The sequence below is a fragment of the Cypionkella sp. genome, from assembly GCF_030652235.1.
Classification (GTDB): Bacteria; Pseudomonadota; Alphaproteobacteria; order Rhodobacterales; family Rhodobacteraceae; genus Cypionkella.
The window spans coordinates 45534-72344 of record NZ_JAUSBA010000015.1; the positions used below are offsets into that span (position 1 = coordinate 45534).

General features: G+C 59.4%; 33 protein-coding genes and 2 tRNA genes. 12 read left to right on the forward strand and 23 right to left on the reverse strand.

Annotation, left to right across the window (positions count from 1 at the left end):
• Positions 1-149: 149 nt before the first annotated feature.
• Entirely contained in the window at positions 150-332 is a 183-nt protein-coding gene (locus Q7V03_RS03690; protein ID WP_304924256.1) for a hypothetical protein, read from the reverse strand.
• On the opposite strand from Q7V03_RS03690, the gene Q7V03_RS03695 reads away from it, so the two are divergent.
• Complete coding sequence (locus Q7V03_RS03695; RefSeq protein WP_304924257.1) at positions 331-657, forward strand: HU family DNA-binding protein; 327 nt, start codon at positions 331-333, stop codon at positions 655-657. The genes Q7V03_RS03690 and Q7V03_RS03695 overlap by 2 nt on opposite strands.
• A 13-nt stretch (positions 658-670) precedes the next feature.
• Positions 671-745: transfer RNA gene (locus Q7V03_RS03700), tRNA-Val, on the forward strand.
• A gap of 570 nt (positions 746-1315) precedes the next feature.
• Here the strand turns inward: Q7V03_RS03700 and Q7V03_RS03705 are convergent.
• The 8 genes from Q7V03_RS03705 to Q7V03_RS03740 all read right to left on the reverse strand — a co-directional run bounded on the left by Q7V03_RS03705 (position 1316) and on the right by Q7V03_RS03740 (position 10946).
• A complete protein-coding gene (locus tag Q7V03_RS03705) occupies positions 1316-3085 on the reverse strand; it encodes an ABC transporter ATP-binding protein (protein ID WP_304924258.1) in 1770 nt (589 codons plus the stop codon).
• Complete coding sequence (locus Q7V03_RS03710; protein ID WP_304924259.1) at positions 3082-4041, reverse strand: acetamidase/formamidase family protein; 960 nt, start codon at positions 4039-4041, stop codon at positions 3082-3084. The genes Q7V03_RS03705 and Q7V03_RS03710 overlap by 4 nt, the downstream gene beginning before the upstream one ends.
• A gap of 1 nt (position 4042) precedes the next feature.
• Positions 4043-5659: an ABC transporter substrate-binding protein gene (locus Q7V03_RS03715; RefSeq protein WP_304924260.1), complete on the reverse strand. Its 1617-nt coding sequence runs from the start codon at positions 5657-5659 to the stop codon at positions 4043-4045.
• A 52-nt stretch (positions 5660-5711) separates the two neighbouring features.
• On the reverse strand, positions 5712-6632 hold the full coding sequence (locus tag Q7V03_RS03720; RefSeq protein ID WP_304924261.1) for an ABC transporter permease: 921 nt from the start codon (positions 6630-6632) through the stop codon (positions 5712-5714).
• Positions 6632-7513: an ABC transporter permease gene (locus tag Q7V03_RS03725; RefSeq protein WP_370651071.1), complete on the reverse strand. Its 882-nt coding sequence runs from the start codon at positions 7511-7513 to the stop codon at positions 6632-6634. The genes Q7V03_RS03720 and Q7V03_RS03725 overlap by 1 nt, the downstream gene beginning before the upstream one ends.
• Entirely contained in the window at positions 7491-8096 is a 606-nt protein-coding gene (locus Q7V03_RS03730) for an ANTAR domain-containing response regulator (RefSeq protein WP_304924262.1), read from the reverse strand. Before Q7V03_RS03730 ends, Q7V03_RS03725 begins: the two co-directional genes overlap by 23 nt.
• Entirely contained in the window at positions 8093-9175 is a 1083-nt protein-coding gene (locus tag Q7V03_RS03735) for a transporter substrate-binding protein (protein ID WP_304924263.1), read from the reverse strand. The genes Q7V03_RS03730 and Q7V03_RS03735 overlap by 4 nt, the downstream gene beginning before the upstream one ends.
• A 613-nt stretch (positions 9176-9788) precedes the next feature.
• Positions 9789-10946: an aminotransferase class I/II-fold pyridoxal phosphate-dependent enzyme gene (locus Q7V03_RS03740; RefSeq protein WP_304924264.1), complete on the reverse strand. Its 1158-nt coding sequence runs from the start codon at positions 10944-10946 to the stop codon at positions 9789-9791.
• Positions 10947-10984: 38 nt separating this feature from the next.
• Here Q7V03_RS03740 and Q7V03_RS03745 point away from each other — a divergent pair, with 38 nt between their 5' ends.
• Positions 10985-11743: an MBL fold metallo-hydrolase gene (locus Q7V03_RS03745; RefSeq protein WP_304924265.1), complete on the forward strand. Its 759-nt coding sequence runs from the start codon at positions 10985-10987 to the stop codon at positions 11741-11743.
• A gap of 9 nt (positions 11744-11752) precedes the next feature.
• Here Q7V03_RS03745 and Q7V03_RS03750 read toward each other — a convergent pair whose 3' ends face one another.
• The gene (locus Q7V03_RS03750; protein WP_304924266.1) at positions 11753-12475 is read right to left on the reverse strand and encodes an SDR family NAD(P)-dependent oxidoreductase; all 723 of its coding nucleotides are present in this window, start codon (positions 12473-12475) and stop codon (positions 11753-11755) included.
• Between the two features lie 740 nt (positions 12476-13215).
• On the opposite strand from Q7V03_RS03750, the gene Q7V03_RS03755 reads away from it, so the two are divergent.
• Together Q7V03_RS03755 and Q7V03_RS03760 are read left to right on the forward strand one after the other, a co-directional pair.
• Positions 13216-13923 (forward strand): pentapeptide repeat-containing protein, encoded by a 708-nt coding sequence (locus Q7V03_RS03755; RefSeq protein ID WP_304924267.1) that lies wholly within the window; start codon positions 13216-13218, stop codon positions 13921-13923.
• Between the two features lie 545 nt (positions 13924-14468).
• Positions 14469-14544: transfer RNA gene (locus tag Q7V03_RS03760), tRNA-Val, on the forward strand.
• 19 nt (positions 14545-14563) lie between these two features.
• On the opposite strand, the gene Q7V03_RS03765 is transcribed toward Q7V03_RS03760, so the two are convergent.
• The 12 genes from Q7V03_RS03765 to Q7V03_RS03820 all read right to left on the reverse strand — a co-directional run bounded on the left by Q7V03_RS03765 (position 14564) and on the right by Q7V03_RS03820 (position 21645).
• Positions 14564-15709: a tyrosine-type recombinase/integrase gene (locus tag Q7V03_RS03765; RefSeq protein ID WP_304924268.1), complete on the reverse strand. Its 1146-nt coding sequence runs from the start codon at positions 15707-15709 to the stop codon at positions 14564-14566.
• Positions 15699-15983 carry an AlpA family transcriptional regulator gene (locus Q7V03_RS03770; RefSeq protein ID WP_304924269.1) on the reverse strand — a complete coding sequence of 95 codons (285 nt, stop codon included), beginning with the start codon at positions 15981-15983 and terminating at the stop codon, positions 15699-15701. The genes Q7V03_RS03765 and Q7V03_RS03770 overlap by 11 nt, the downstream gene beginning before the upstream one ends.
• Positions 15984-16332: 349 nt before the next feature.
• Complete coding sequence (locus Q7V03_RS03775; RefSeq protein ID WP_304924270.1) at positions 16333-16875, reverse strand: hypothetical protein; 543 nt, start codon at positions 16873-16875, stop codon at positions 16333-16335.
• Positions 16872-18758, reverse strand: a complete 1887-nt coding sequence (locus Q7V03_RS03780; protein WP_304924271.1) for a ParB/RepB/Spo0J family partition protein — start codon at positions 18756-18758, stop codon at positions 16872-16874. Before Q7V03_RS03780 ends, Q7V03_RS03775 begins: the two co-directional genes overlap by 4 nt.
• Positions 18759-18816: 58 nt before the next feature.
• Positions 18817-18960 carry a hypothetical protein gene (locus Q7V03_RS03785; protein WP_304924272.1) on the reverse strand — a complete coding sequence of 48 codons (144 nt, stop codon included), beginning with the start codon at positions 18958-18960 and terminating at the stop codon, positions 18817-18819.
• 5 nt (positions 18961-18965) lie between these two features.
• Complete coding sequence (locus Q7V03_RS03790; protein ID WP_304924273.1) at positions 18966-19403, reverse strand: TerB family tellurite resistance protein; 438 nt, start codon at positions 19401-19403, stop codon at positions 18966-18968.
• 56 nt (positions 19404-19459) lie between these two features.
• Positions 19460-19756, reverse strand: a complete 297-nt coding sequence (locus tag Q7V03_RS03795) for a hypothetical protein (RefSeq protein ID WP_304924274.1) — start codon at positions 19754-19756, stop codon at positions 19460-19462.
• Positions 19756-19959 carry a hypothetical protein gene (locus Q7V03_RS03800; RefSeq protein WP_304924275.1) on the reverse strand — a complete coding sequence of 68 codons (204 nt, stop codon included), beginning with the start codon at positions 19957-19959 and terminating at the stop codon, positions 19756-19758. The genes Q7V03_RS03795 and Q7V03_RS03800 overlap by 1 nt, the downstream gene beginning before the upstream one ends.
• A complete protein-coding gene (locus Q7V03_RS03805) occupies positions 19956-20237 on the reverse strand; it encodes a hypothetical protein (RefSeq protein ID WP_304924276.1) in 282 nt (93 codons plus the stop codon). The genes Q7V03_RS03800 and Q7V03_RS03805 overlap by 4 nt, the downstream gene beginning before the upstream one ends.
• A complete protein-coding gene (locus Q7V03_RS03810) occupies positions 20237-20473 on the reverse strand; it encodes a hypothetical protein (RefSeq protein ID WP_304924277.1) in 237 nt (78 codons plus the stop codon). Before Q7V03_RS03810 ends, Q7V03_RS03805 begins: the two co-directional genes overlap by 1 nt.
• 141 nt (positions 20474-20614) lie before the next feature.
• Positions 20615-21121, reverse strand: coding sequence for a peptidoglycan-binding protein (locus Q7V03_RS03815; protein WP_304924278.1), 507 nt, complete (start codon positions 21119-21121; stop codon positions 20615-20617).
• A 206-nt stretch (positions 21122-21327) separates the two neighbouring features.
• Positions 21328-21645 carry a helix-turn-helix transcriptional regulator gene (locus tag Q7V03_RS03820; RefSeq protein WP_304924279.1) on the reverse strand — a complete coding sequence of 106 codons (318 nt, stop codon included), beginning with the start codon at positions 21643-21645 and terminating at the stop codon, positions 21328-21330.
• 380 nt (positions 21646-22025) lie between these two features.
• Between Q7V03_RS03820 and Q7V03_RS03825 the strand changes: the two genes are divergently transcribed.
• The gene (locus tag Q7V03_RS03825) at positions 22026-22199 is read left to right on the forward strand and encodes a hypothetical protein (RefSeq protein WP_304924280.1); all 174 of its coding nucleotides are present in this window, start codon (positions 22026-22028) and stop codon (positions 22197-22199) included.
• 148 nt (positions 22200-22347) lie between these two features.
• Here the strand turns inward: Q7V03_RS03825 and Q7V03_RS03830 are convergent, their stop codons facing one another.
• Positions 22348-22482 carry a hypothetical protein gene (locus Q7V03_RS03830; RefSeq protein ID WP_304924281.1) on the reverse strand — a complete coding sequence of 45 codons (135 nt, stop codon included), beginning with the start codon at positions 22480-22482 and terminating at the stop codon, positions 22348-22350.
• Between the two features lie 177 nt (positions 22483-22659).
• On the opposite strand from Q7V03_RS03830, the gene Q7V03_RS03835 reads away from it, so the two are divergent.
• The 6 genes from Q7V03_RS03835 to Q7V03_RS03860 all read left to right on the forward strand — a co-directional run bounded on the left by Q7V03_RS03835 (position 22660) and on the right by Q7V03_RS03860 (position 26801).
• Positions 22660-23034 carry a hypothetical protein gene (locus Q7V03_RS03835; protein WP_304924282.1) on the forward strand — a complete coding sequence of 125 codons (375 nt, stop codon included), beginning with the start codon at positions 22660-22662 and terminating at the stop codon, positions 23032-23034.
• A 369-nt stretch (positions 23035-23403) separates the two neighbouring features.
• The gene (locus Q7V03_RS03840) at positions 23404-23655 is read left to right on the forward strand and encodes a hypothetical protein (RefSeq protein WP_304924283.1); all 252 of its coding nucleotides are present in this window, start codon (positions 23404-23406) and stop codon (positions 23653-23655) included.
• A gap of 30 nt (positions 23656-23685) precedes the next feature.
• Positions 23686-24033 (forward strand): hypothetical protein, encoded by a 348-nt coding sequence (locus tag Q7V03_RS03845; RefSeq protein WP_304924284.1) that lies wholly within the window; start codon positions 23686-23688, stop codon positions 24031-24033.
• A 48-nt stretch (positions 24034-24081) separates the two neighbouring features.
• Entirely contained in the window at positions 24082-25101 is a 1020-nt protein-coding gene (locus Q7V03_RS03850; protein ID WP_304924285.1) for a hypothetical protein, read from the forward strand.
• 48 nt (positions 25102-25149) lie between these two features.
• A complete protein-coding gene (locus Q7V03_RS03855) occupies positions 25150-26511 on the forward strand; it encodes a hypothetical protein (RefSeq protein WP_304924286.1) in 1362 nt (453 codons plus the stop codon).
• Positions 26508-26801, forward strand: a complete 294-nt coding sequence (locus tag Q7V03_RS03860) for a hypothetical protein (protein WP_304924287.1) — start codon at positions 26508-26510, stop codon at positions 26799-26801. Before Q7V03_RS03855 ends, Q7V03_RS03860 begins: the two co-directional genes overlap by 4 nt.
• The last annotated feature ends 10 nt before the right edge of the window (positions 26802-26811 follow it).

Genomic DNA, 26811 nt, shown 5'->3' on the forward strand with positions numbered 1-26811 from the left:
CGGGGCAAACCCTGCGCCCCATCAAGTTTGAAAGCAAAGGCGCGAGGCAATCCCTGCGCCTTTGTGCATTTTTGCCCCGCAGGCCTTGGTTTTGCGAAGATCTGGCAGGTATTTGTTTTGCGTTAAGAAATTATCTTCTATGATCGTTTCTAAATAAGAACCAGTGGGAGAGCATAGATGCCGACGAAACCCGCAGCTGCAAAAACCAGCAAAGCTGCGCCAAAAACCACCGCCAAAGCGGCAGTTGTAAAGCCTGCGGCCGCCAAAATATCCGCCGCAAAACCAAAGATCGCCGCAGCTGCGGCCAAGCCCCAAATTAAAGAGGAAAGCATGAACGAGGTTAGCGAAATCAACGAATCCGGCGCAAAAGTTGTGGCGTTGATGAAACTGAAAGACCTGATTGACCGGGTGGCTACGGCCTCGGATCAGAACAAGAAAGACGTGCGCGCCGTTGTCGAGGCGACACTGGCTGAACTTGGCAAAGCTTTGGAAGCGGGCGAAACCCTGATCCTGCCGCCCTTGGGTCGGGTGCGGATTGCCAACCAGAAGTCGGATGCCACTGGCCAGATCATGACGCTGAAACTGCGGCGCGGTGGCGAAAAGAAGCCCGGTAAAAATGCCGGAGAGGCCCTTGCAGAGGCCAACGAAGCCAGCTAGATACCCAATCTACGGGAGATTAGCTCAGTGGTAGAGCGCGTCGTTCACATCGACGATGTCAGGGGTTCAAATCCCTTATCTCCCACCATTACACTTATCGTGCAAAATCAAGCACTTACATGAATAAGGCCCACCCCAATGTCTAGCGGGTGGGCCTTATTTGTCTAGCGGTTTGGGGGTATGTCTAGCGGGGCAGGGCGCTACACATCACATCCAATAGACTCGCTTGATCTTGACCGATAAGGACCGCGTCAGAGGCCCCGGAAACGCTACTCTGCGGTCATTTTCTACCTTTGATAAGTTCAACCATATACAAAACTGACCCAACTGCATATGCAATTGGTGTTAGGTATAAAGATAGAAAATGAAATACATACCTCTTACCCGCATCTAGGTGCGGCAAAGCGTCAAAAAGATCAACGTATAAACAGGTAAGTTGAACAGCCACGACAAAGAGGAAAATTCTCAAACTTTCGCTCAATTCAGTTATCCCTATTTGTACACACTGCGTAACCGAATTTGATTGCAGTCGCAACGAGGACGCGCGCGCTGCGCTGACGCTTTGACTTGGTGTCGGGTGCAATCGAGGGGAGCGTGTCAGGCATTAGCTACCCCGTGGGCGCATCATGCCGCCGTAGCGCATCGGTTCGCCCAAGTGTCATGCCTGTTGCGCAACGAGATGGCCGTCGCCGATGTCGCGCATGACCAAGCGCGCCGGGCCTTGCCCCAAGACGTGCACGGGACTGGGCACCTCACCCGCCAAACGTGGCAGAGCGGTGCGGATGTGGCTGGGGTCGGGCACGGGCACGGCGTCGATCAGGCGGCGGGTGTAGGGGTGCTGCGGGTTGCCAAACACCTGCGCACGGGTGCCGGTTTCCACGATTTGACCCAGATACATCACAGCCACGCGGTCTGAGATATTCTCGACCACCGCCATGTCATGGCTGATGAACAGGAACGCGATGCCAAATTCGCGTTGCAGGGCTTGCAGCAGATCCAGCACCCGGGCCTGCACCGACACATCCAAGGCCGAGACGGATTCGTCGGCGATGATCAGATCGGGTTGCAAGGCCAAGGCGCGGGCGATGCAGATGCGCTGACGCTGGCCACCGGAGAATTCGTGCGGGTAACGGTCGAGTTGATCTGTCGTCAGACCCACCCGCTGCATCAGTTCAGACGCGCGGGCGCGTTGTTCGGCCAGGCTGCCAATGCCGTGGATCAACAACGGTTCGGCGATCAGTGTGCCGACGGTCATCCGTGGATCAAGCGCTGCCATCGGGTCTTGGAACACGATCTGCACCCGGCGACGCAGGGCTTTTTGGCCCGCGGCATCCAGGTCAGCAAAACTTTGGCCTGCGATTTCGATGCGGCCTTGGTGCGGGGCTATGCCGACAATCGCCTTGGCAATCGTCGATTTTCCGCAACCGGATTCGCCGACAAGGGCAAAGGTTTCCCCGCGTCGGATGTCAAAGCTGACATGCTCCACCGCATGAACCTGGGCGATGGTGCGGCCCAAAATACCGCCCTTCAGTGGAAAGCGCACCACGACATCGCTGAGGCGCGCGACGGTCTCTGTCGGAGTTTCAGGGCGCGGTTTTCCCTTGCCCATCCGCGGCACGGCGGCGAGCAGGTCTTGCGTGTAGGGCATCTGCGGGCTTGCGAAGATTTGCCGGGTGCTGGCTTCCTCCACCGCTTTTCCCGCTTTCATAACGATCACCCGGTCAGCCATTTCGGCGACCACGCCCATATCATGGGTGATCAGGATGATCGCGGTGCCAAATTCGCGTTGCAGATCGCGCAAAAGGTCCAAAACCTCACTTTGCACGGTGACATCCAGTGCTGTGGTCGGCTCGTCCGCGATCAGCACTTCGGGGCGCAGGGCGAGGGCCATCGCGATCATCACGCGCTGGCGCATGCCGCCGGATAATTCATGTGGATATTGCTTAAGACGCTGTTCGGGTTGCGACAGACGCACCGCATGTAGGGCTGCAAGTGCTTGCTTGCGGGCCTCGGCACGGGAGGCATCGGTATGGGCGCGGATCGCCTCGGTCAGTTGCGCGCCGACCGTCAGCACTGGGTTCAGCGAGGTCATCGGTTCTTGGAAAATCATCGCAATCCGGGCACCGCGCAGGGATCGCATCTGCGCTTCGGGCAGCTTGGTCAGATCGGTATCGCCCAAGCGGACGCTGCCCGCCGTGATGCGCACCGCGGGCGGTGGCAGCAGGCCCATAATCGCCAGCGAGGTGATCGACTTGCCCGATCCACTTTCGCCTGCAATCGCCAAGGTTTCACCCCGGCGCAAGGTGAACGACAGGTTTTCCACCAGCGGGCGGTCGCCGGCTGGGGTGCGAACAGATACCGTAAGATCTTGAACGGAAAGCACTTCCGGGGCCAGCGTGGCCCCGGTGTCAGTTTGCGCTGCGCTCATTCAAACACACAGCGCGGGAAGTAAAAGCTGACCACCCAGTTCGGCATATCGACAATCTCGGAAATCCGCAGATCGCCGCAGGTCGATACCAGCATATAGGCATCCACCGCCGCCATGCCGCGCTGCGCGCACAGCAGGTCGATCATGCCCGCCACCGCATCGCGCGAGGCGGCCATCAGATCGGGGCCGATGCCTGTGGTGACTTCATAGCCCTTGGCGTCAAGGTGGCGCGTCACCGGGCCGGGGGTGGTGAAGCGCGGGTTTTTCAGGTTGGCGCCTTTGACCAAATCCAGCGTCAGCACCACATCCATCGGAGATTCAATTGCTGTGCCGCACACTTCGCCATCACCCTGCGCCGCGTGCGTGTCACCGACGCTGAACAAGGCACCCGCGACTTCAACCGGCAGATATAGCACAACACCCGCATTCAGATCGCGGATATCCAGATTGCCGCCAACGCGGCGGGGTGGGACCACCGAGTGCAGGCCGGGTGCGGCCAAAGCATTGCCGATGGTGCCCGCGAAGGGTTTCAGCGGCACGCGGGCTTCGCGCCCGAACAGGGCAGGGCCCATCTGGTTTGGATCATAGCTCCAGACATGCAGGGCGGGGTCGAGAAATTGATCCGCCAAAAGCCCAAAGCCGGGGATGTTCGCCGTCCAGCCAAAGCCGCGCCCGTCGAGGCTGCGCGGCGCAAAACTGTCGATCGTCACCTTGATCGCATCGCCGGGCATCGCCCCTTCGACATAGATCGGGCCTGACACCGGGTTGATCTTGCCGAAATCAAGCGCTGTCACATCCGCCAGTTTCGACTGCGGGCCAAGTTGGCCCGCAGAGGAATCCTGACAGTGAAACAAGATCGTGGCGCCCGGTTCCACCCGTGCGGCTGGGGGATTTGAATTGTCCCAGCCGAAATGGTGTTGCGCACCGTGGATCGTGTAATTGCAGGCTTTGCACATGTTATTTCACATACACATAGTCGAAGTTGACGGTGGCAATCGGATCAACAAACAGCGCGTCTGCGCCGCCCATACGATCGGATTTCATGGTGAAACGCTGGTCGTTATAGACTGGAGCCCACGGCGCATCCTCCATCACCTTCATGTAGATATCCGACCATGCCTTCAGACGATCTGCGGTTTTGGCAGGGTCTGACATGCTGTCGGCGGCAACGGCGGCCTTGTCGAGGTCTGGGTTGCAATACTTCGACCAGTTCCAGCCCCCTGCCTCGGCCCCCGTACAGCCCAAGATCGGGCCGTAGAAGTTCGACGGATCGGGGAAGTCGGCAACCCACGCCATGCCGCCCGACCAGATCATCGGTGCTGTGCCCGCGCCACCCGCCTCAATCACATTGGCCTGCGCCAGCGATTGAATGTTCGCCTTGATGCCGATGGCCGCCAGATCCTGCTGGATGGCTTGCGCAATCCGCGGGTTTGGATCGGTGTTCATCGCGTAAAGGTCGGTCTCAAACCCGTCGGGGAAGCCTGCATCGGCCAGCAGCTTTTTCGCGCCTTCAACGTCAAACGGATAACCCGCATAGTCCTTGGTATAACCCGGCATCGCGGGCGGCAGCGGTTGCGTGGCGGGCACGGCGCGGTTGTTTACCACCTGCACGATGCGGGTCTTGTTGATCGCCATGTTCACCGCACGCCGCACTTCGACCTTATCAAATGGCGCTGCCGTGACGTTCATCGTGATATAGCCGGTGTGCAACACATCGCCCGTCACAACGCGGGCCTTCTGCGCCGGATCGCCCATCACTTCGGCAAATTTCGCAGGAGCAATGCCATCGCCGGGAATGTCGATCTCGCCATTCTGCAAGCGCAGAAGTGCCACGATGGGTTCTTGGCCGAATTCATAGGTGATCTGGTCCAGATACGGCTCGCCCGCGCGCCAATAGTCGGTGTTGCGCTCGAACACGAGGCTTTGGCCCAGGGTCCATTCCTTCATTTTGAACGCACCCGTGCCGACCGGCATTTTGCCAAAGTCGCCATTCGCGGCCTCGACCGCCTCTTTCGGCACCACCGAGGCGAAGTTGATCGCCATGACATGCAGGAAGGTGGCGTCGGGGCGCGAAAGCTCGATCTTCACCGTCAGCGGATCAACCACGGTGACGCCCTCAAGGCTGGTGGCGGTGCCGCCGATCATCGCATCATAGCCCTTGATCGAGCCAAAGAACCCCGAACCCGGCGATTGCGTCGCGGGCAACGTCACCCGGTCCAGCGAGTATTTCACATCGTCGGCGGTCATCTCGCGGCCATTGTGGAACTTGACGCCGACGCGCAGGTGGAAGGTGTAGGTCAAACCGTCTTCGGAAATCTCATACTTTTCCGCCAGTCCGGGGCGCAGATCGGTGGTGCCGGGGACATAATCCATCAGCCCATCGAACAAAGACCGGATCATCGACCAGTTTTGCCAATCATAGCCAATCGCTGGGTCCAACGTGGCCACGTCGTCTTTGTAGGTCATCACAATCGAGCCGCCCTGCTTAGCAGCCGGATCGGGAACATAGTCTTGCGCCAGCGTCGGGCCACACAGGGCCAGCATCAGGGCAGTGGAGGCGAGAAGTTTTTTCATTTTTTTCTCCTGTTGGTCGTGTTGGTGTATTTGCGGGTTTGAAGTTGAAAAATCATTTCAGTTTAATGCGGGGATCAATGAACGGGGCAATCAGGTCTGCCAGAAGGTTGCCCAGAACGATGGCCACGGCAGAAACCAGCGTCACACCCATGATGATCGGAATGTCGATGCGCTGGATCGCTTGCCATGCCAACTGGCCAATACCGGGCCAGCCAAACACCGATTCCACCACCACGATCCCGCCCATGAACACGCCGATATCAATGCCGATCATCGCAATAATCGGCAGGATCGCATTCGGCAAAGCATGGCCCAGCACGACGCGGGCGCGGGTCAGCCCCTTTGATCGCGCGGTGCGGATGTAATCGGTGCGCATCACGTCGATCATCGACGATCGCATCATCCGGGAATACCAACCCGAGCCTAAGATCCCCAACGTCACCGCAGGCAGCACCAGATGCCGGAAGGTGCCGTAGCCGCCAATCGGGAACCATCCCAACTTGACCGCAAAGACATAGAGCATCAGCAGGCTGACCACGAATTGCGGGGCCGAAACGGTGACGAACGAGGTCATCATCAGCGCCTGATCGGTGAAACTGTCGCGGCGCAGGGCGGCGATGATGCCCATCGCAAGCCCAATCACCAACTCGCAGAAAATCGCAGCAACCATCAGCAACAACGTCGCAGGCAGACGCGATGCGATCAGTTCGGACACTTCGGATTTCTGCAGATAGCTGCGGCCCAGATCGCCCTGCACCAAGCCGCTCAGATAGCGGCCAAACTGCACCAAGAACGGCTGATCAAGGCCAAGTTGTTGCCGGATGCTTTCCACCACCGCCGCAGAAGCCGAGCGCCCAGCGATCTGGCGCACCGGATCGGCGGGCAGCACGAACAGCAGGAAAAACGTGATAAAGCTGACACCCAGCAGGATCAGGGCCGATTGCAGCAGCCGGCGCAGGATATAGGTCGGCATCAGCCGCGCCCCCTTTGGGTTGGGTCCAGCACATCGCGCAACGCATCGCCGACCAGATTGAACGCCAGCGCCAGCAGGATGATCGCCGCCCCCGGAATGAACACCAGCCAAGGGGCGGATTGAAAGTAGGTCTGGTTTTCAAAGATGATGTTGCCCCAGGACGCGGTCGGCGGCTGCACGCCCACGCCCAGGAACGACAGCGTCGCCTCCAGCAGCACCGTGGTCGAAATCCCCAAAGTGCCCCAGACGATGATGGTGGGGATCAGATGCGGCAGGATATGTTTGAACAAAATCCGCCCAGTGCCCGCGCCCAAAGTGCGCTCGGCCGCAATAAAGTCGCGCGTGGCAAGCGAGGTCGTCTCGGTATAGATCACCCGCGCTGTCTGCACCCAGTTCACCAGCGCGATGACCAGCGCCACAATCCACAGCGAGGGCTGAAAGATCGCCGCCAGACAAATTGCCAGCAGCAGCGCCGGGAAGGCCATCATCAGATCGGTAAACCGCATCAGAACCGATCCCACCCAGCCGCGAAAATACCCCGCCGTGATGCCGACCAAAGTGCCAATCAACAGCGCCATGCCATTTGCCACCACGCCGATCACCAGCGAGGTGCGCGCGCCATAAAGGATACGGCTGAACAGATCGCGGCCCAGCAAATCGGTGCCCATCATATATGCCCCACCCGGCGCCATCGGCGCGCCTTCAATCGTCAGCCCGTCAAAATTCTGCTGATCGGGCGCAAACGGGGCGATCCAGGGTGCTGCCACCGCGCCTGTGACCACGATGGCGATCAGCACCATGCCGAACACCGCAAGCTTGCGATCCATCAGCCGGCGCATCGCGCCTTTTGGTGCGAAATTAACCTCGGTTGCGCTGGTCATCGCCGCCCTCCGCTGCATAACGCGCCACCACCCGCAGGGCCGCATCTTCAAAACTGATCTGCCACGCCATCGCCATTTGGCGCAGTTGTCCATAAGCCTCGGCCTCGGATTTGCTGCGCTGCATCAATAGCATAACGGCGCGCACCACGGTTTGCCGCTCGTCCAGCCTGCGCCGCAGATCGGCAATTTCGGCCGCCAGTGCCCGCTGACGGTCAAACGCATCGCGCGCGATCAGCACGGCGGAGTAGACCCCGCTGCCGGTGATCGGCTTCAAAAGCTGCGCATGCGCGCCGATCTGCAACGACCATTCAATCCGCCCCGGAGCTTCGGACCCGATCATTGCAATCATCGGCATAGGGGCATCGCCCGCAGGCCAAGGAAACTGGCCATCATAGCCCATATCGGCGTCAAAAAAGATGAAATCGGCGGCCAAAGCCTGGGCTCCGAGTTCTGGCCAAGCCTCGTCCACCACCAACCCAATCGCGCGCAATTGCCGGGTCAGCGCCAGCACGTTCAGATGCGGGCGGTGCAAGATCACAGCCTGTGCGCCGCCCAGTTGCTGAATTCGCACTTGCCGCTTCATGACACCACCCGCAAGGGCAGCGCCGCTGTGGTCAGGTTGCGCGACAAGAACGGATCGCCAAGCACGTCACCGCGATGCTGGATCACTTTGAACGCGCCGTCGCGCACCTGTGCGATGATCACAGGCAGGCGGGTATGATGGGTGCCGGGATCAATCGGGCCGCCCGCGCCCGCCAACAGGTGCGCCAATGGCCAGTCTTCTGATCCAGCCCCGTGATATGCCAGCAGTCGTGCCAATTCGGTGACGGCGGCATAGCTTGCAGCCTCATGCGACGATCCGAATTCAGCAGCCCCCGGCCAGCCCGAACTTCCGCGAAAATACGGACCCGCCGCGATCAAGCCTTCCGCAGCCTCGCCCAAAGGCGCCAATTCACATTCCGTAAGGTTGCACGACAGCATCGGACAACGCTCGGGTGTAAAGCGTGGATCGGTCAAGCCAAGTGCGTGATAGGCGCGCAAGAACGCATAGGACGACGCGCCGACCAGTGAATTCAGCACAAAATCCGGGCAGGTGGCGCGAATTTCATCAATCATCCGCTCGACATCCTGCGCGCCGATCGGCAGATAACGCTCGCCCAACACCGCGCCACCCGCCTGCACAATGGTCATGCGGGCCAGCCGGTTGATCTCCCAACCCCAGATGTAATTCGAGCCCGTCAGATAGACCCTGCGGCCATGTGCAGGCAGCGCCCAATCGAGCAGCGGCAACAGGTGCTGATTGGGGCAGGCATGGGTGTAGACGACGCGATCTGATGCCTCAAACCCCTCATAGGGCAGCGGATACCACAAAGTTCCACCCAGCTTTTCCAGGCTGGGGATCACCTCTTTGCGGCTAAGCGATGTGACACAGCCCACCACATGGCGCGCCGGGCTGTCGCGCAGGATTTCCTCGCACAACGGGCCATAGGCATCGGCATTGCCGCCCGGATCGCGCTGCACGGGTGTAAAATGCACCGGCATCGCGGCATCGGCATTGACCGCCGCAATCGCAGCCCGCGCCCCGATCAGGCTGGCCTGCGACAACAACGCATAGCTGCCCGAGCCCGAATGAAGCAAACCAAGCGCAATACGGCGTTTCACCAGACCAGCCCCAAATAAAAACGCCCCGCGCCGAACCCCCGAAAAGGTTCAAACCGCGAGGCGTGAATGCCATCCGGCCAATGACCGGTATTTGAGGTTAAGATGACTCAACGCCAACCTGAGGTCAACGCGCATTTGCATCGGTTTCAACCTTGTTGTGGACAGTTGATCGCGAACACTTTGCCCGCAGGGCCGAGGAGCGAGGTCTTGCGCATCTTTGGCTTTGCTTGCTGCTTTGACTTTTAAGATCAGGTGCCGCAGCGGCCTTTGCGCTGCATCTCTGCAAGTCTGGTGGGGGGCCGGAAGCGGATCATACCCTTTGGGCAGACTTGTTGGCTTGGGTCGCGGGCTTGGATGTCGGTCTTAAATCCACTGGCGGGCAACAATTTGAGCCCTTGCAACGTTTACGGACATCAAAGCAGGTCTGCCCGCGCGCAGTTTAAGTCGCAAGGCGTTTTGGACGGGTTCCTTCTGTGGTTGCAGCCCACGATTCGGCCAGAGAGCGGAGTCGCAGATACAGTTTGATGACAGCGTGACGATGGCGTCGCTTGCTTGTGGTGGATGTCGTAGCCACCGGCATGACGATTGCGTAGAGCGTAATTTTCCCTTGGGTTCAGACAGCGCACTCGGACGTTGGACAGCGATGACCTTGCCAGTCGTGCAGTGCTTGCGACAGCCGACCCAGCCCATCTTGAAGTCGCACGGCGGCACCGCCACCCACGCCCAGCCGGATGTGGTTGGGCAGGTCATAGGCGCTGCCGGGCAGCAGAAAGGTGCGATAGGGCGGCGCAAGCAGAAAGCGCGCAAACGCGTCGCTGTCAACGCCTTCGGGCAGGCGCGCAAGCCCGATCAGACCGGCTTTTGGCGGCACCCAAGACAGATGGTGTTGTTCCGTGACCCATGCGTTCATCTGCGCCAAATTGGCCGCTCCCTCTGCGCGGGCACGCTGAAGTGCTGTTGCATAGCGGGCAGGCCTGAGCGCCACCTCGGCGATCACCTCGCCCATGATGTTCATGATTTCACTAGAGTTTTCGCGCAGGATCAGTGCATCCCGCATATGTTCGGCATCGGGGCAAATCATCCAGCCGGTGCGCAACCCCTGCAAGCCAAGCGCCTTGCTGACCGATCCGGTGGTGATGCCGCGCGCATATAGCCCTGCAACCGCTGGCGCGCGGGGGCCGTCCCATTCCAGCCCCGCATAAACCTCGTCCACCAACAACCATGCTCCGACCCGGTCTGCGATGGTGACCACTTCGGCCAGGTCGGCAGCGCTCATCAGATCGCCAGTCGGGTTGTTTGGGTTGGTCAGAAAGATCATCCGGGTGCCGGGGGTCACGGCGGCTGCCAAAAGGTCCAGCGGCAAGCGCCAACCCTCGGCCTCTGACCGCGCAACCTTGACGATTTCGGCGCCTTTGGCCTTTGCAAGCACTTCGGCTTGCGGCCAGCCGGGGGCTTCGATCACGATGCGCTCACCGGGTTGCAGACGCTGCATGATCGACAGGTAATTCGCCTCGGCAGCACCTGCGGTGATCAGCACATCTGCGGGCGTGCAAATTTCGCTGAGCCCGGCCTGTGCCAGAACATGATCGCGCAGTTCCGGCAGGCCGCGAAAGTCGCGGCTGTTCCAGTCCAGCGATTGGTTCGGGTCCAGATCGGCCAGATAATCGCCCAAACGCGGCGAGCCGGACAGAGAGAATCCGACAATCGCCTCGGGGGCGGCTTCGGTGGTTTCGAGCAGGTATTGGAACAACGTGTGGATCTTGACTTTCAACCGGGCGCTCCGCTTCATCTGGCAAGGGGGATGGCACTATGATGTATGAGATTGCGCTGAAGGGGAAACCCATTCGGCTGGCGGTTCTGGATTACGGCTTGTTCGAGGTGCATGCTGGCCCGCGCACGATTGGCATCTGCGGTTTTGCGGTGCAGACCGATGCGGGTGAGGTGGTGCTGATCGACACCGGCTTTCCGGAAAAATATACCGTCGATGCCGAAGCCGCGACGGCTGAAGACGGGCTCGGCAGCTTTGGCCGGGTGCTGAAGATCACGCCCGAGAATACGCCCGAATCGCAGCTTGCCAAACTGGGGCTGTCCAAGGCCGATGTCACGCTGATGATCCAAAGTCATACCCATATTGATCATGTGGGTCATATGGGGGGCTTTCCCGGCGTGCCTATCCTGATTGCAGCGGCCGAGCGGGATTTGCCGCGTCCGATGTATTGGTCAGGCAAACAGGCGATGGAATGGCCCGCCCGCGACTATCATCTGGTGACGCAAGACGTCACGCTTGGACCGGGATTCCAGGTGTTGCTCTGCCCCGGCCATGCCCCCGGTCAACTGGCCTTCATGATCCAGTTGCCGCAAACGGGGTGGGTGATGCTGACCTCGGATGCGATCAGCCGCGCGGCTGAAATCGACGAGGGCTTTGCCGGGTCGTGGGAGGTTCCCTTGGCCATTCATCATGGCGCACGGTTGATGGAACTGGCCCAGCAACGCGACGCGCTGGTGATTTTTGGCCACAGCCCGCAGCAATGGACAACTTTGCGCAAAGCGCCTGAATGGTTCACTTAATCGCGGGGTTCACCTGACATCGCGCCCCTGATTGAGAATGATCACATTGCCGCTGCAAATATCCCCGGCGGGCGAGATCAGAAACCCGACCCATGCCGCAACCTCGCTGGGCTGCATCGCGTGGCCGTGCGGCATGGCGGCGATCGCGCGCGCCAGCACATCCGCGGTCAGCACATTGAACAAAGGCGTCTCGGTCATCGCCGGGGCCAGCGAGTTTACGGCAATCTTTTCGCGCGCATAGCGCCGCGCCAGATCCTTGGTCAGCGTATCCAGCGCCGCCTTCGAGGCACGGTAATGCGGCGGATCGAACACGTCAAAATTATATGCCCCGTTCGAGCTGATATTGACGATCTTGCGGACCCCCGCGCGCCCCTGCATCAGTTTGATCGCGGCCTGACAGCAATGGAACGCGCCCGAGAAATTGATCGACATTTGCCGGTCTAATTCCTGCGCCGGAATGTCGGGAAACTCTGACATAAAGCAGGTGCCCGCGTTGTTCACCAAAGCATCGACGCCGCCATGATCCTGCGCGATCTGCGCGAAGACCGCCGCAATCGCCCCCGCATCGGTCAGATCGGTGACATGCCCGCTGAATCCGGGCTGCGCCATGCTGGCCAAACCTGCCGCATCAATATCCAACCCAATCACATGCATCCCGTCGGTCAGCAACTTGGCACTGATCGCCCGTCCCATCCCACCTGCGGCACCTGTCACCACGGCTATTCTTGTCATGCTCTGCCCCATCCCCAAATCCGCACCCTCTGTAGTGTGGTGGGATCATCACAGATAGATCGGGCAGCGCAAGACCAGCATTTTGGCGCGACGCATCGCGTTGCGGCAAAGTTAACCCGAGCGGGCATCAAGGTGTAATCTTTCCAAACATTTGGCATGCAACTGGCGGTGCCGCCACAGGTGTCTCTAGGCCCGGTCAGTCGATTTGGTGCGTTGATCTGGTGCCGAGAATACATTGCCATGATCGAGTGCCGCTTTGATCCCGTGTTGCGATAGCTCTGCCGCGCCTGCGGCGATCTGCAAACCGCCCATTGCTGCGGGCCAAACGTGTCGATGTGTTTGCCCACCCCGGTCTATTCGCAATTTCATGCAGGCGTTGTTGATGGTCAAACCGCTGGGCCCAAATACGCGCAGAACGGCCAACGCGGCCCGATCCCGTCAAATTGGGGCGATCACGCGCTTAAGGTGCATCTAGGGTCGCAGGAACAACCCAGCGGCGATAGAAATCAGGTGAAGCTGACGCGAACCCCACTGAACACGCGGGGAATGTCGTTTAAGATTAACGCCTTACTTTTCACAGTGCGCGCGCGCCGTATCTGCAACTTTCTGCAAGCGCAGGCGCGACACCGTGCCAGACCCCGCCCGGTCCCGACCGTTTGACCCAGCAAAACAGCAGCAGGCTGGCCGTGTGCCCCACTCCGGTGCTAGACTGTGGGTGTCAGTCACACAAAGGTCATGCCATGAATAACGCCGTCTCCAAGTCGCCCGCGAAGCTTTGGCTGGCTGTTGCGGCAGTGGTGAGTGTGCTTGCTATCCCACAGCCCGTTCAGGCGGGTTGCAGCGACAGGCCCGCGGCGGCGATGGATTGGACGGGCTGCTCGAAAGAACGTTTGATGCTGAACGGCCTCGATATGTCGGCGGGTATCTTCGAGAACGCCTTTCTGTCGGGCACCGGATTTAAGGGAGCCTTGATGGCCGGGGCAAACCTGCAGCGCAGCGAACTGGTGCGCAGTTCGTTCATCGGGGCGGATTTGACAGGATCGAACCTTGAAAAGGCGCTGGCCAGCCGGTCGGATTTTGGCGGTGCCATCCTGCGCGGCGCGCGACTGGTCAAGGCCGAGTTTCTGCGGGTCAACTTTGCAAAGGCTGACCTGACCGATGCCGACCTCAGCGGTGGCGATTTCTATCGCAACGATTTCAGCGATGCGCAGATGACCGGCGCTGATCTGCACGACGCGATCATGCCACGCGCGGTGTTTACCGGGGCAACGATGAAGGGGGTAAATCTGGCCGGTGCCTTTTTGCTGCAAGCGCATTTTGAGAATGTGGACTTGTCGGGGGTCGTAGGTCTTGAACAGACACAACTGGATCTGGCCTGTGGTGATGAGGCAACCATTCTACCCGTGGGGCTTGTCGCGCCTGCGCACTGGCCCTGCTTCGGCGAATAGATACTAAGCAGCAGACCGAACTGCGCGATCGTGCTGTCAGTCGCTAGGTCGCGGGGGGATCGCGACTGCGCCATAAGCCGTCTCTGGTCTTAAATGCCAACTATTTCTGTGAATGCGTGCTGTGATGCTTGGTTCGGTCTTGGGCCGGGTCGCCCGCTTGGTCGAACGGCAGCTTTGTCAAAACTGCTGCATAGGCAACGCCGCGTCAGCAAATGACGGCTTGCCTTGATCAGCACACTTACAACCTAAGCCGCCCGTTTCGCGCCCTGACGGCTGCTATTCCTGTCGTGCAACCGCCCGAAACAGGACGGTTCACGTCTGGGCGGCCAAAAGCTTGGCTGTATTTGGGTTTACTCAATCATCCGTTCCACTGTTGCGGAATTTTTCGCAAGTATTTGACTTTATGAGTCATAAATAGGATTCACATCCCTTGTTGCCCACCGTGATATGAAAAACACGGCCTTCGGGTCGCGTTTTTATTATGGTGGTGCGGGGCCAGATTGGGGGCTTGTGCTGCTGCGGGGCATTGGCTATAGCGACGGCTTGGGTTGTTAGCTCAGTTGGTAGAGCGTCTCGTTTACACCGAGAATGTCGGCGGTTCGAGCCCGTCACGACCCACCATTTTCAATGACTTAGCGGGTTACTCCACCTCTTGGTTCCCAATCCAAGCCGGGCGGTTCCCAATCTCCGGAATCAAAAGCATGGTTGCGGCATTCATATGTTCGCCTTTTGCCCGGCGCATGTAGTGCTTTGCCATGCGTTCCGACAGATGGCCAAGCATGGATTTCACCCGGTCGATTCCACCAAATACTTCTGGATTTCGTGCAACTGCGTTGGCGATCATCGTCGCGTTGGTATGGCGCAGGCCATGAAATGTGGGCTGGAACGCACCTTCGGCATATTCTGACACCGTCGCGGGCCGTAGTTTGAGGCGGATCAGCTCTTTAATCCATGATGCGCCGAAGCCTGACGCCGTCCAGGGCTGGCCGCGTGAGTTGGTAAGCAGGGCGCGCTGAGGATCTACGATCGCAGCTTTGCGGCGCGCGGTGCGCTCGATATCTAAAATTGCCAACACCACGGGATGCAAAGGTACTGGTACCGTGGTGCCGGTCTTGCCTTGCGACAGATACCAGACGCCGCCATCAATGGTGTGATCTTGCAAGCGCAACAGCACGTCGCCGCGGCGCTGGCTCGTGTAAACGGCAACCAGCACCGCCTTGATGATCTCAGGCCTGCCATGCTCGATCAGCGTGGCGAGCTCCGCTTCGGGCCAGGGCTCATAGGATCCTACGCTTTCGACGCGCTCGATCTTGCGGCAGGGATTTATGTCGGCAAAGCCGCGGGTGCGCCCCCAGCCGAACACGCTGCTGATATCATCAAGCCGACGGTTCGCCGTGGCGGGGCGATCTGAGAGGCTGTCGTAAATCGCTTGCACATGGATAGGGCGAATCGCGGATGCTTCGAATTTTCCCCAGCGGGTTGCCATCAGATCCAAAGCAAGGTTGCGTCCAGACTTCGACGCGGCCGGCAGGCGTTTGTATTTCTCGCTCAGACGATGCATGCGGACGAGCTCTGAGACGCCGGTGCTGCTGGCCAATGCGTTCGGTGCCATGCCAAAGACCGTGACATGAGCGGCATCATAGGCAGCGCGATACTCGGTTGAGAAAGGGTGTGGCAGCGGTATGCGCGTTTCTTTGCCGGCACGCACGATGCGGAAATAGAAATACTCCCGCGCGCGCTTCAGCTTGCGTTGGACGTATTCTTCAAGTCGTAAATCAGCCGCCACGGCTTGCCCTCAAAATTGGATCGTTATCATCTGCGGTGCCTGATCCGATTCCGTCCAGCTTTTTCTCGATCTCGGCCCACTTCCAGCGCAGCGTACCGCTGGGAATGCGCCTCGGGCGGGGCAGATAGCCCAGCTTGACCCAGTCGCGGATCGTGGCCTCGCTTGCGTCCAGCAGCTCGCACAGTGTGCTTATTGAGACGTAGCCGATCAGCCGCGGCGCAGCCTCGCTTTGCTGCGGCAGGTTGATGATCGTGGCGCGTGGGTGGTGGCCCATTGTCGCTGATCCTCACTGTAAGTGGGTGGCGTTGCAATGGCGGCAACCGTCATCGACAAGCGTGCAGCGGGTGATGGGGTTCCATTCGATCAGGGATTTATCAGCCATGATTAACGCCCTTTAGGTGGAGGTGGTGCAGGGCAGTTCTTGACGCCATGCCAGCCAGTTAGAGCTGTGTGCCATGGGTCGCGGTACCCATGGCTGCCGGGAACAAAACGCCAAGAGCCGCTGACACCGCAGATGCAGGCAAGGCGGGCGCGTTGGGTAAAGAATCCTTTAACCTCGACGCCTGGCTGTGCACCGCATTCCAAGCAACTATCGACCATCATTCGGGGTGAAACTCCCATCATTAAACCCTCCCCGCGAGTTCGTGAAATCGGATGAGGAACGCCGCGTAAGCCTCTGGCGGTGATAGGAATTGAATGATTGGCGTCTCGCCGGTCATGGGAATGCTCGGCAGCGGGCGATAGTTGCCCATGACAAAGTGCATTTCGAAGGCCAGCATCTCCATATCGGCCGCTTTGATGGCTGGGTGCATCTCGGCGGGCAGGCCAAACTTGCCCAAAATTGCGCGCTCGACCCGGCGCTCGATCTTCTTGTAATCGGGCAGCAGGCTTTTCAGGGGGCGCGAGACATCGCCCATCACCGCCTCGGCGGCATCGTGCATCAAGGCGGCGAAGGCATGCTCGGGCGGCACGTGCTGGCTGCACAGGATGGAATGCTCGGCTACCGAATAGAAGGTGTGGCACTGCCCGGTGAAGCGGCAGATGTGCGATAGGCCTTGGGCAATATCCGCTATGGTGATGTCGGATTCTTCGGGCACTTCGAAATCGAAATAGCTGCCAGAGCGCAGCAGGATGGTCGGCCCAACGATGTGGTGTATGCCGTTCATGCTGCTTGCTCCTCGGCGGTGGCGATCTCGACGGCGGGCCATTGCAGTTCTGCCGGTAGCCAAGTGTCGATGCGGGTGTTTTGTTCACGCGAGAGGCCGATAGCCTCGCGAAAGTCATCGTTGTTAAACAGCTTGTGCAGGTTGCCTGCCTTGTCGGCCTTCTTCAGGGCGCGGAAGGTGGCATGGGTGGGTGTGCGATCGTCGGGCACCAGGTTGCACCAAACTTCATCCATCACCGAAACTGGAATCCGGCTGAAATAGGCGCTGGCGGTGGGAGTCCAGATATCGCGTACGTTGCTGCCTGCGATACTGGCGATCATCGGGGCAAGATCGTTGTTGCCGATCAGGCGGGCAAGGCCACGGGCGAGGATATCATTGCGGGACTTCTTGCCCAGAGCGCGGAAAGTGGTGAAGCCTTCGGGTGACATTGCACCGCGCGCGTCATGTTCGGCTTTGTCGGGCGCGAATAGGCGTTCGGGCAGAATAAAGCCTTCGGACTTTTCTGGCTCGACCGCTTGCCGGGATGGTGAAATATGCAGCGGCTGCGAGTAGGGCGTCAGCGTGCCGGAAAGTTTGTAGGCCAGCAGATCCAGCATCAGTTCGGCCCGTTCGCCAGCGCGCAGTTGCAGGTCAGCGAGGCGGATGCGGTGGAGATCTTCCAGCAGGCTTGCCGAGAGGGCGCGGCTTTCAGGTTTAAGCGGGGCGGTGGTAGCTTCGCCGTCTTCAGAAGGTTCACGGTTTGGATCATCCTCGGTGCGGCGGTAGGGGCCGTGGCTGCAGAGATCACCATCGCGATCAACGTAAAGCCATATGCCAGAGGTCGCGATATCGTCATCGCTGTAATCGCCTTCGACGCGGGCGGAGAGATTTTCAAACCGCTCCTGTTCGTCATCGGTCAGTTCGTTCTGTTCGGCCATTTTTGAAAGGCGATCCAGTTCCTCAACATCGCCTTCTGGCAGTTCGCCGGGGATGCGTTTGATCCACTGCATGCCACCGCTGCCGCCGCTGGCGTTGTGGTTGGGCCACGCTTCGATCCAGAATTCTACCCATTTCCAGCCGGTAGATTTTTCACCCGCTGCCGACGCATGCAGCTTTTCAGTGAACAGGCGATTCAACAAAGGCTCATCCAGCAGGCGCTGCCGATCGGAAAACAGATCTTCCAGCACGGCACCGCCTGCATCGCGGTAGGTTTGCAGGCTGACGAATTTCAGCCGGCGATCTTCACCACTGATGCTGTCTGATGCCAGCTTGTTGCGGATATCGGCGGCGCTAGTGGACCATTGCGACGTGGTCACGCGGTGCAGTTCGGTCAACAGGGCTTCATCGTTGCGGGCAGTGGTCAGAGCGGCGGCTTGATCCAGGCTGATCTGGTCGCGGCGCAGGGCCGCAAGCGCCTCATTTGGCAGCTTGGCGAGGCGCAAACGTTGCTGCACATGGCGATCGCGGACGGCGAAGGCGCGGGCGATCTTGGTGATATCGGCGCCAGCGGCTTCCATCCGGGCGTAGGCACGGACTTCGTCGGCGGGGTGCAGGGCTTGGCGGGCGGTGTTTTCGGCGCTGGCCCATAGGCGAGCTTCATCTTCCCGCAGCGTCACCCGCACCGGAATTGTGGTAGTCTGCGGGTCGCGACCTTCCCTGATGGCCAGCAGCTGGAGGGCGCGCAGGCGACGGCCACCGGCGACGATGCCGACCTTGCCAGAGGATTGCTCGGGGTTGTCGGTATCTGCGAAGCCCGCGAGGTTTTGCAATAGGCCAAGTTCGGCGATGCTGTCGGCCAGCGCCGCGATATCCTCGGGTGGCGGTTCGGTGCGTGCGTTGAGGGCATGCACATACAGATCCGCAAGCGGGATCATCATGGATGGGTTGCGGATGGTGTCGGACATTGGCAGGTCTCCTCTGGCCATTGGGATGCCAGCCCAAGCGGGGGCTGGCAGAAAATGGTCAGGCGGCTTTGCTCTGGCCGCCGACGTAGACCCCGACGCCAAAGACGCCGAGGGTGCTGACAAAATCAAAGGCGAATGGCAAAACCAGCTGCGCAACGATCACGCCGAACGTGACCAGCAGGCCGATGGCCCAGATGGTCATCGGCTTCATTCCAGATACCGAGCGAGGGATAGGCCGATGATGGTGCCGATCTTATCCAGCGCACCTTTCTCTTTGGCCCCGATGTCGCCATCTGCAGAAGCCACGTCGATAGCGATCATGAACAGCATTTCCATGTCCTCGCTGGTCGACTTTTTCTTCACGTCCTCGACTTCGCGGGTGAGGCCTATACGACCAGACATGCCCGATTTGGCCCGCTTGGCCTGCTTGTCGAAGGCGGTTTCAATCTGGCTGGAAGAGAACGCCACCGAGATTGTCTCGTGGTTCAGCAGGCGATCCAGAGCGACCTGCGCCTCGGCATCCGAGAAATCACCATCTGCCGCGCCGACCATGACACAAGCCGCGCAGATGCCTTCCAGCAGATCAGCGCGGCCATTGAGGCGCGCGGTGCCGCCAGTAAGTTTTTCTTTCAGTTTTCCGAACATGGGTTTTCCTATCGGTTGGGGGGTGCGCGGCGTGACCCGACCGCGCGCGGGATGGGTTATTGGATGCGAGGCGTGGGGGGCTCTTCGCTGTCGTCGATCTCGACAAGGCCTTGCTCGACCCAATCGGCACTGATCTCGGTCATCGCGTCGAATAATCGGTCGTGGTCAGAAATCTCGGCCATGGTTTCCAGCATGTCGGCATCAAGGCAGATCAGCAGATATTGCGGACGCTTGCCCTGGGTGATCTGGTGCTGGTCAAGCTTGGCGTCGATCACGCTGCCGATGTCATCGACCAAGGCGGCGAATATAGGGTCGCGCGCCTCGATGTCAGCTTCTCGCAACTTGTCACCCATTAGCCAGCACTCCGGACGGCGGCTTCGGCTAGTAGGGCGGGCAGTGAGGCGGTGACGTGCAACAACATGCCGTAGCCACCGATGATCAGCGCCACGAGAATCACAGCGGCGGTGACGCTGCGGGCGATCTGGAAGCGGGCGCGCAGCGCGGCTCGGCAGTTAGCGCGGTTGATCGAGAATTGGGGAGCGATGAGGTCGATCAAGCGGCATCGCCGATCTGGGCGCTGACGTTCCAGCTTTTCATGGTGTATGGCTTCTGGCCTTCGACGGTCAGCAGTTCGTGCATCAATTCAGCGCAGATAAATGACATTGCCGCCGATTGTTCTTTGAAGACCGGGATATTCTCTAAGCGGTTTTCCCGTTCATCAAAAATGCACCACTCTCCCGGCCCGCCGCGAAGTCGAAACAAACGGCCATAGCTGCGACGAACAATGTCCCAATGGCCTTTGTTGCGCCGGATAACTGAAAAACCTTCCAGCATCACACACCGCCGATCATCGGCTGCACAGCAGAGGCGGCGCGCATGGCGCGTTGCATGCGGCAGATGCGGAGCTGGTCGACGGTCTGACCACGCAGGCCTTTTAGCGTGGCCCAAGCCGAGGCGCGCAGGGCGTCCTGGTTGTGGAACTGCTCAGGCGTGCGGACGATATAGAGCGCATCAGTCACAAAGCGGGGCTGAGCGGTGGGGGGCGGGGCGGTGGGGATATTCGCGGACAAGAGGGCCTCCATCGGGTTGTTCGATGGAGGCAGGATTGGCAGGATTAAAAACCTATGTCAATAAAATATATAGGTTATGAAACCTACATATCCGCACGCTTGAGCGGGCATCCGCCAGCTATACGGGGGCGAAGGCTTGTTTTACTTGCGGAAATCCTCTGATGAAACACCAAAAAGACAGTATTGATCCGACCCTTCGAGGTTGCCCAAGGCCATCGGAACATTGCCCGCCATGAACACTAGAGCTTGAAAAAACTGATCACCTACATAGGCACCATAGAGATTCTTTGCGTTGACCAAACCGCACACAACGGTTCTGCCGCTGGAAGACTTGTAAGAGTAAAGCTGAGTGAATTTTGCTGAGTACGGGTCGTTTAAAGTCAACTTTGCTCCCTCAACCCCTGCAATCCAATCTGCCTCCCCGATCGGCGTTATACGGTGGGCTTCGGCTTGTGATAGCATGTGCTGCTCAACCGATGCTCGATCAGCCAGAAGCCCATTTTTAGCCGCATAGTCGGCGATTGCCGCCTTAGTCTTCTTGCCCACATGGCCGTCAACGGGACCCTCGCTAAATCCGTCATGCACCAGGCGCATTTGGAGTGCCATATCTTGGGCAGGCGTCTCTGAATCTGCGGTACTGGCAAACAAGCATATTGCCAAAACCGCACAATATCTTGGAAACGAATCGCGTAGAAACATCATGTGGTATGCCTTCCTGTGGATAACCCGCATTGCGGTCTAGCTGTGTGGGATAGACATAAAGTTATTGTTCGCGTTATGTTTCTTCAGTTTTGGGGGAATTATGTACAGTTCAGAAGCCATGTTAGCGGTTATTAAAGTGTTGCGCGAGGTTACTATTTTGCCTCAGGGCGCTGAGCGTGAAGCCCTCTTGCGGCAGCTAGCAGAAAATCCCGCTCTGCAGGTGTTAGTTGCTCAAGAAGAAGCAGTAGCTCTGACATTGCAGGGCTACTCTTTTGTGACATGAAGGTCTCCACGGTTTCGCCTAGGGCGCGACAAATTTTGACAGCTGTGTCGATGCGAGGGTTTCGCCGGAACTTGATCATTTGCCTGATTGTGCTGTTGTCCAGGCCAGCCTTGCGCGCCAACCCTGCCTCGGTGAGGTCTGGGTTTTCAGCAAGTTTTTCCAGCAGGATATCTACAAATTCAGTCATAGGAAAATTATCCTATGACTTGCAAAATCGTGCAATCGGATAAAAAACCCTTGACTGGCATCGGTTAAAAAACCTATTCCTTGCTCATGGAACAGCTCATAAATGAAATCGAAGCCTATGCGGCTTCCCGCGGTATCAAACCTGCGACTGTCCTGCAGAAGGGTGGTGGCCTGAGTGGAACAGTCTGGGCAACGTGGGTTGCCAAGGCTGCAGCCTGCACACTGCCGATGGCTGATCGGTTGCGCACCTACATGGCCGCCAATCCCGTTGCGCCTGAGCAAGCCAGCCATTCTCAAGATAGTGCCGATCCTTCTTGTTCCGTTTTGCCCGTAGCGAAGGATGCCGCGGCATGATCTCGTTATCGCTCGAAAGGAAAACCAATGCAAAACAGCCCCCGCGATTTGACGACAACGCCGGATATGATGCCGCACACCCAAGCCCGTTTGGTCCGAGCCGTGCAAATGGTCGGCGAGCAGGTTGTGGTCTCCATTTTCACCGTCGATCTTATATCGGTACCTGCGCCGCCATTGATCGTCAGGGTTTCGGGTCGTTAAGGGCTTCCACAACCCCATCCTCGGCTAACCAGCCAGCCATTTGCGCTACTGCAGGAATGGTGTCGCGGACCCGCATGGCCATAGCAGCGTTCAAGTGGAAATTGTGGGTTCTTCCGGTTTCGTCGGTGAAGCGGAGCACAATACCATCCTACATGCCCTGCACGGCTGCACCCGTAACAAGGGTCGCGGTCGCCAATTCTTCGGCTGTTGCAGCACCGGGGCTGGTTTTACCGAGGGCAGCATCCCAGCGCTTGAACTGCGATTTAGTAAAACTTCCCGGCATCTTTTTCTCCATTGAGTTGGTTTGCATCTCCCATGGTGAAGCGCGGGCCGGGGTTTTGCAATCTCGGCCCGCAACCCTGCCGCAGATCGCGGCCACCCCGACCCTGCACCCTGCGCCTGTCGGCGGGGCAGGGAACCTGCCTCCGCTCAACAATATCCCTTTTGTTTTGGTGATCTGATGACATCGCGCCGCCCTTTCCACATCGTCTCAACTGCCCCATCTGCGCCCGAGCGGCCCAAAATGTCTTTGGCAAATGGATTTGGTCGCGGCCAGCTGGCTCTGGTCGGCGGCCGTGGGCGGGGTCATGCTGCGCATCGTCGGGTTTCTGTGCATCCGGCGATGACGCAGCGCCCGAACTTTCAGGTGTGGTGGTCGGCGCTGGTGATGCGGAAGTGTGGGTCGGCCAATGCCGTGGCCCGCAAGTTTGAGGTCACCGATATGACCGGGCTGAACTGGCTGAACGGCGATACCTGCCCGGAAGGTTGGGCGGTGTTTCGTGCGCAGCAATGGTGGCCGGAAGAGTTTGAATTGGATGGGGGCCGCGATGCGTAATCCCCGTGCCGCACTGATAGCAACAACACTGGGCGCAGCTTCATTGCCTGCCGCTGTGGAACATCTCACCGGGGAGGCGGGGTGGCCCGTCGAGTGTGCCTCCCGTGTTTCCCTGTTGGACCTGCGGGCGGCCGGCTTCGGTCGGTTGCCCGCGTTTTTCGGGGCCAAGTTTAAGCGTGCGGCTCGGGGAGCCGTTTCGCGCCTGATCAACCGACCTGTCTCGGGCGATCAGAGGACTGGTGCGGGCCTGCCAGCCCGCGCCGCATTTTATTGCATCCGCTTGGGGGCCTCTTCCCACCATGCGGCCAGCGGCGGTGATGCGCACCTCCTCCCGCGCCTCACCGCCGCGTCCAAGATCGGATGGGCATCGTGACAGATACCACAGCGAACATCGACATTGTGACGGCTGCCAAAAACTTGGAGCGAGCCGTTGAGGCTCACCAATTAGCTATGCGCGCGACAGAAATTGCCCGCCGCGCAGAGACCGGAGAACTGAATTTTCTCAATGAATCGCAGAAGGCCTTCGATGAGGTGGTTGCGGAAATTCGCAAAGCCGCAGGTCACCGAGGCAGTGATTGGTCTAACTTCCCGCAACGGGTGATCTCTTATGATGTCGAATGATACCGCGTCAAAGATTGGGCGGGCGGCGTGATGGCGGATGGAGTGTTGCACTTATCGACCGGAAACGACCCGGACATGGGGCAGGTCGCGCGCATATTGCGGACTGCCGCGGCTGTGCATTCCACAGCCGATCCGATCATCGTTCATATCTCTCTGCCTCTCGCCCGACGCCTTGCGCACCACCTCGATGGCGGCGGGTTTATTGATGCGCGGGAGGATGTTGCCCGCATGCTAAAAATGCAGCGAGGGGCGTGGGTTGAAAAGTGCCAAGGCATGCTCGCCACCGCACGGCGCAATAACCGCCGTGCGCTTGGGTTTTTTGGAGCAGCGCTGCTGATGTGGCTGCTGCTGCCGGTTCTGCTTTTAATTTGGCTTTAGTGCCTGCGGTGCCTGCCCGCTCTGCAGGTTTGATTTCAGGGGGATATGATGGATTTGTCAAAGATGAGCCGCAGCGACCTTACGGCGTTGCAGGGTAAGTTGCTGGTGATTGGCCATGCGGGCGATGCTTTGGCGCGGGGTGGTCTAGAGCCGCTGATTTGCCTGACGGGCGAAGCTTCAACCATCACGGTCGAGCCGATCTTGTCGTTTGGGCCGGTGGCAGATGTGGTGCTGTTTGAAGTCGATATCGATTTTACAGTGCCAAAGGCAGCGCCAAAGCCGGCGTCAGAGCCAGCGCAGGTTGTGATGTACGAGGGCATTGAAACCACGCTGACAGCCATGATCGCCGACGCCTGTCCAGTTGCGCCCGAACATATCCTCGGTCCGGTGACCAATCAGGAAAAGTGCCAGATCGAAGCGTTGTTTTTGAAGGGCGCAAGCACCGCTGAAATCTCGGCCAGCCTGCGTCGCCATCCGAGCATCGTGGGCTCGCATATCTACTATTACAAAAAGCGGCTCGCGAAGCCGCTCGTGCAGGCTGTGCCTGCGCAGGCATCCACAACTGACGCCACCGCGGCCGTCGCGCGCAAGACAGTCGTGGCGCTCGCGGGGCAAGCTGCAGATCAGCCACGCATCGAGAGCGCAGAAATTCAGAAGCCGGGCGGAGATCGGGGAGGACTGCAGCAGCTTCGTCCTGCGGAGCATGACCCTGTGCAATCTGGGGCGGTTGGTGGCCAATCGCTTGCCACCGCCTCAGATGAAGCCCGCCCCGCATATGTCGGCGAAAGCAAGCGGATCTGGGACCGTATCAAGGGCCTTGGCTTTCCGAAGAACTGGGATGCCGATCTTGATCTTGAGATGGTCGAAGCCTTTGCGCGCGGCGCTAAGGCCGATCAGGTTGCGCTGGACCTCGATGTCGATACCAAGCTTTTGCGCGACCGCTATGCCGCGCTGACTGCCTGCATCCGAAATGATCGCGGTCACATATCGATCGACGGGCAAGAGCGGCTAGTGCGGATCCTGCGTGATCGGCTGAAGAACCTGCGGGCGGGCGAGAAAGCAGCCTGATCATACGCGGCGCGTGATCGCAATTTCGAGCATTTGACGAGGGCACTTATGACACATGAATCCTATGCCGCACAGGTCGCGGCAGAAGTGGCCGCGCGGTACGGCTATTCGGTTGCGCCAGAAGCGGTGCAGATCATTCCGCGCGGCGTATCATCGAATGTGCTGCCGGTCTGGGATGGCAAGCAACTGGTTTATGCGGAAGAGTCGCGGATTTCTTGGCGCAACCAACGGACAGCATCCTATCACAACAAAAATGTCAGCCCGAAGGCCATCGAACGACGGCTGCAGGTGGCCGCCCTTCATGCCGAGGGTTTACACGATGCGGCTATCGCCGCCAAATTGGGCGTGTTCCAGTCGGTTGTCTGCAATGATCGGTTGAAATTGGGGCTGGCCGCCAACCCGTCGCGCAGTTCTGAGATCAGCAAAGAGGCGCGGTATGGCCAAATCCGAGCATTGATCGCACAGGGTTTTGGCTCTGACGCTATCGCCGCAGAGTTGGGCATGACTGTGAGTTACGTGCGCTGTGTCGCCCGGCACATTCTCGCCCAGCCGTTCCCGGTGAACGCCTCGGCCAAAAAGCCAAGGCTGGAAAATCCCAAAACAGCGCCCGGCATTCACCCTCTGGTGGCGGCAGCAAACCTTCGGCGGCCTAAGCTGGTCGCCATGGTTGGTGGATTGGGCCGGACGTTGCGGCGGGATGATCTGGTTCAGTTTGCTACGCGTGAAGCGGTTTCGATCAAGCAGGTGCGCACGGATATGTCCGCGCTTGGGATTGCATGGCCGGGCATTTCGCCAGAGCAACGGGCGTCTGTCAAAGCCGATCGGATCGCCGCGCACCGGGCCGCTCAGGTGAAGCGCCGCGTATCCGGGCGGGATGGCGGTGTTGCCCGCGATGCCCGGCATGCCCAGATCACCGCGATGGATATCAGTGATCTCACCGTCGCCGATCTCGCAGCGCGCTTTGGTGTTAGCAGGGTGACGATCAAAGCTGACCTTGGTGCTTTGGGCATCGGCACCAAATCACAGAGTAAATTTATGACCTGCATTGCCGAGCAAACCTACCACGGGCATCAGCAAAAGATTGCAGTGCTACATGCTGAGGGTAAGGGCTGGGCAGAAATCAAGCTTGCGACCGGGCTGGGCGGCGATGCGATCTCGCGGCACCTCAAAGCGTGCGGCCTGACGTTGCCGCGAGACTATGTGAACACTTGGGCCAATCGCCCGCGAACAGGCATGACGGAACGCGTGAAGATTTTCCGGGCCCGGCTCGCGCGGCTGAAGGCCGAGGGTAAAACTTATGCCGAGATGATGGCAATCACCGGGCATTCCAAGGCCAGCGTCGGCCTGCATCTTCGCGAGATGGGTCTAACTGGCGATACAGCCGCTTCATCACAGCGGGTGGCAGCATGAAAACCCGCGCAGAAATTGGCGTGCTGTTCGAGGCCGAAGCCGTGGCGCTGGAAGCCATCACTGATGCGCTGCATATCGATCGCGCCAAGCGGTTGTGCCAGCGGTTGGCCGCTGCTGGGCCAGATTATGCCGCCGTGTTGATCTGCGCCATTGCCTTGGTGCGCGATCTGCCAACCCGGCGCCGCGATGATGAGCATATGGTCGAGCTGGCCCGCGCCTTGCGGCGTGCCATTGCGGCTATGCTGATGCCCGTGCCGGTGGGTTTGAACAGGGCTGATATTCATGGCTGATCCCGCACCC